The organism is Paraburkholderia sp., from assembly GCF_034668105.1.
Lineage (GTDB): Bacteria > Pseudomonadota > Gammaproteobacteria > Burkholderiales > Burkholderiaceae > Paraburkholderia.
Map to the genome: position 1 here is coordinate 1 of NZ_JAXDPY010000085.1, position 3812 is coordinate 3812.

The window sequence follows — 3812 nt, forward strand, 5'->3', positions numbered from 1 at the left end:
ACCCGAGTACAGCAAGATTCATTAGCGAAGACCCCATAGGCTACGCGAGTGGGCAGACGAATGCGTATGCTTATGTAGGTGGGAACCCGGTTCAGTTCAGAGATCCGCGCGGGTTGCAGGCAATTCCGGTTCCTGCGCCCCCTCCACTGGCTGGGCCGAGTTGCAGTCCAGGATCGAGAGAGTTCCGAAGTGGTTTCAGGACCTGATTGATGGGTTGACTTTTAATAGGCCCAAAAATCCACCCGATGAGGGTCCGGCAAATGGTTGGATTGAGGGTCCGCGTCGGGGGCGTGAATACGGACCGGATGGTTTGCCGCAGCGCGACTATGACAAACCGCACCAAGGCAACGAGGTGGATCATGTGCATGAATGGCCAGGTGGCGCGCGCGAGGAGCCGGGGCGTCCTTACTCGCCGTGGCCCCGAAAACCATGACAGACGGGAGCGCATCGATGATTGATTTCTCTGATTTCGTGGAGGCGCATGTCACTGGAATCACCTTTACTGAGGACGATAAAGGCGTCAGCATTTTTTTCCGCGGACAAGCTAGACAGCGCTTCACGCTGGTTGCGGAAGGAGTGGATCGCTTTGTTGCTGATGAATTCCGCGAGCAGAACATTGTTGACAGAGTTCATCTGTGGGATTCGGCGAGTGAGCCGAATGACTATCGGGATTCTCTAGCGCTTCTGTTGTCCGGGGTGAGTGGTGACCAGAGGAATGAGGCAGTCTGGTTACCGGTGATTGAGCGCGAAGTGGTTGCGATCGAGCGAGGGGGAAAAGTGTTCGTCGAAATCGAGCCTGTATATGGCGGATGGATTGTTCTTCTTGCGAAGAGCGTAGCCATAAACAGGTAGATGTGTTTGGGGATGAAGTTGTGACAGAGGGGCCGCATTCGCGGCCCTTCTAGTTTTAAAGCGGCGTAATGATGAGTTTCTGGTGCTCGACGGTGATACGCACGCGCTGTCCGGGCTCAAAACCGGCGGTCTCGATCCATCGTCCGGAGAGCTTCATCCACGGGAAGGTGGCCGGTTCTTTGCGCATAGGGAAGGGCAGGCGTGCCGGTTTCTGATAGAGCCAGGATTTGTTCACGATGACAGACCGTTCGGTGACGGGTGGGCGCACTCTATCTCGGCATGCGTCATGCGTGTCCGCTAAGACGCAGCCGTGATAGTTGGCGCGTCCAAACTCCGAATTCCGCCTAGCGCGTCGCCCGCCGCCGCGTAATCCCCGGCCCGAACGCAAACCCAAAAGCCAGCAACAGCAACGAAACCGCCAGCACCGTATTGTTGCCGCTCGTCACATACGGCGTGCTGCCCGATGTGCCTTGCACCGTCACATCGAGCGAGCCGATCGTGTACGGCGTCAATCTCCCGATCACCTTACCGTGCGCGTCGATCGCGGCGGTCATACCCGTGTTGGTGGCGCGCAGCATCGGCCGGCCGGTTTCCAGCGAGCGCATGCGCGCAATCTGCAGATGCTGATCCAGCGCGATCGTGTCGCCGAACCAGGCGAGATTGGTCGAGTTGACCAGCACGCCCGCCGGCGTATCGCTCTCGCGGATGTTCCGCGCAATCTCCTCGCCGAAAATATCCTCATAGCAAATATCGACCGAGACCGGCTGGTTGTGCACGATGAACGGCTTCTGCACCGGCGCGCCGCGCGCGAAATCGCCGAGCGGAATGCTCATCAGATTCACGAACCAGCGAAAGCCCCACGGCACGAATTCGCCGAATGGTACGAGATGATGTTTGTCGTATCGATAAACATCGCGCGTGCCCGGTGTGACGCCGAACAGGCTGTTCGTATAGTCGATCACCTGGCCTTCCGGCGTGATGGTGCCGCCGATCGCGCCGAACAGGATCGCGGTGCCGGTCGTATCCGAGAAGCTGCGCACCGCCGACGCAAACTGCGGCGGCAATTGCTGCGCGAGCACCGGAATCGCGGTTTCCGGTGTGACGATCAGGTCAGCCGGCTTCGACGTGATCATTTGCTGATACTGATCGATCGCGGCGCGCATGCCGGATTCTTCGAACTTCATTTCCTGTTTGACGTTGCCTTGCAGCAGACGCACCGTCAGCGGCGCGTTGGCAGGCTGGGTCCATTGCGCAAGCGGCAGCAGCAGGCCGGCTGCGATCAACGCAACCGCAATTCCACCCGGCACCGCGACGCGCGCGACACTGCGTTTCGCCTGATTGCCGGCATTTCCAGCATGGCTGCCGTCACCGATATCGCGCTGCGTACGCAAAGGCAGCAAGGCCACCAGCGCCTGCACGACCAACGCCGCCGTCAACGCCATCATCCAGCCGACGCCGTACACGCCCGCCACGGGCGCAAATCCTGCAAACGGACCGTCCACTTCCGCATAACCGCTTGCAAGCCACGGAAAGCCGGTAAACACGGTGCCGCGCAGCCACTCACCGATCGCCCACGCGCTCGCAAAAGCCAGCGCGCCGTGCCAGGTCGGCGAGAAAGGCCTGTCGCCGTCTGACGCGCCGTTGCGCGCGTGCCCCGCGCAGAACGACCAGACGCCCGCGGCCAGCGCCGGATACAGCGCCAGATACAGCGAAAACAGCACGACCGCCGCGCCCGCCAGCGGCGCGGCCATGCCGCCGTAGAAGTGCATGCTGACGTACAGCCACCAGACGCCGGTGACGTAGTTGCCGAAGCCGAACGCGCCGCCGGTTAGCGCCGCGCTTTTCCAGCCAGTCGACCGCGTGAGCCACGCAAAGAAAAACACGAAGATCACGAGTTCGAGCCAGCCGCCGTGCGGCGTCGGCGCGAACGACAGCGTATTGGCCGCACCGGCGACCAGCGCGACGAGGTAATGCCAGCGGGGCAGTGCACGGCCGCGCGATTCCTGAGCGGCAGAGGGACTCACGCCGCGGCGCGAACGGGATGTAATCGGGTCGGCCATTGTTGCGCGGTCGGCGTGAGGAGTTGAAGAAGCGGGGAAAAGAAGCGGATCAGGTCTGCACGTGCTGTGCTTCGCGCTCGCGCTGGCCGGCGAGCGGATCGCGCCGTACCAGCAGCATGTGAATCTGGCGGGCGTCGCCGCGCAGAATCTCGAAGATCAGATCGTCGAGGCGGACTTTTTCGCCGCGATGCGGCACCCGTCCGAAATGATGGGTGACAAGCCCACCGATCGTATCGACTTCATCGTCCGAGTAATGGGTGCCGAACGCTTCGTTGAACTGCTCGATCTCGGTGAGCGCGCGCACGCGGAAACGGCCGTCCGGCGAGGCGATGATGTTGCCGCTTTCCTCGTCGAAATCGTATTCGTCTTCAATATCGCCGACGATCTGTTCCAGCACGTCTTCGATCGTGATCAGGCCGGCCACGCCGCCGTATTCGTCGACCACCACCGCGAGGTGATTGCGATTCACGCGGAAGTCATGCAGCAGCACGTTCAGGCGCTTCGACTCCGGGATGAAGACAGCGGGACGCAGCATGCCGCGCACGTCGAATTCTTCTTCGGCGTAGTAGCGCAGCAGGTCTTTCGCAAGCAGTACACCAATGATGTTGTCGCGATTGCCCTCGTAGACCGGATAGCGGGAGTGCGCTTTCTCCAGCACATAAGGGATGAATTCGGCGGGATTGTCCGCGATGTTGATCGCGTCCATTTGTGCGCGCGGCACCATGATGTCGCGCGCGCTGAGCTCGGACACCTGGAACACACCTTCGATCATGGACAGCGAGTCGGCGTCGATCAGGTTGCGCTCGTGCGCGTCCTGCAGGATTTCCAGAAGTTCGGCGCGCGAGTCGGGCTCAGGCGAGATGAAGTCGGTCAGGCGCTCGAGGAGCGAGCGCTTTTCCT

General features: G+C 61.2%; 5 protein-coding genes. 2 read left to right on the forward strand and 3 right to left on the reverse strand.

The genetic code is table 11. From position 1 onward, the window contains the following. Both QOC89_RS31805 and QOC89_RS04375 read left to right on the forward strand, forming a co-directional pair. Positions 1-206 (forward strand): RHS repeat-associated core domain-containing protein (locus QOC89_RS31805; RefSeq protein WP_416340351.1); only part of this gene is annotated, 206 nt, incomplete at its 5' end. Positions 207-450: 244 nt separating this feature from the next. Then, the gene (locus tag QOC89_RS04375; protein ID WP_323043904.1) at positions 451-852 is read left to right on the forward strand and encodes a hypothetical protein; all 402 of its coding nucleotides are present in this window, start codon (positions 451-453) and stop codon (positions 850-852) included. A 55-nt stretch (positions 853-907) separates the two neighbouring features. Here the strand turns inward: QOC89_RS04375 and QOC89_RS04380 are convergent, their stop codons facing one another. The 3 genes from QOC89_RS04380 to QOC89_RS04390 form a co-directional block, all read right to left on the reverse strand. Next, positions 908-1087 carry a SymE family type I addiction module toxin gene (locus tag QOC89_RS04380; protein WP_323043905.1) on the reverse strand — a complete coding sequence of 60 codons (180 nt, stop codon included), beginning with the start codon at positions 1085-1087 and terminating at the stop codon, positions 908-910. A gap of 109 nt (positions 1088-1196) precedes the next feature. Next, entirely contained in the window at positions 1197-2912 is a 1716-nt protein-coding gene (gene lnt / locus QOC89_RS04385) for an apolipoprotein N-acyltransferase (RefSeq protein ID WP_323043906.1), read from the reverse strand. 49 nt (positions 2913-2961) lie between these two features. After that, a partial coding sequence (locus QOC89_RS04390) for an HlyC/CorC family transporter (RefSeq protein WP_323043907.1) occupies positions 2962-3812 on the reverse strand: 851 nt, incomplete at its 5' end.

Excerpts from the sequence above, each read along its gene's own strand:
- lnt (WP_323043906.1), bottom strand. The coding sequence starts at position 2,912 with ATGGCCGACCCGATTACATCCCGTTCGCGCCGCGGCGTGAGTCCCTCT.
- QOC89_RS04375 (WP_323043904.1), top strand. The coding sequence starts at position 451 with ATGATTGATTTCTCTGATTTCGTGGAGGCGCATGTCACTGGAATCACC.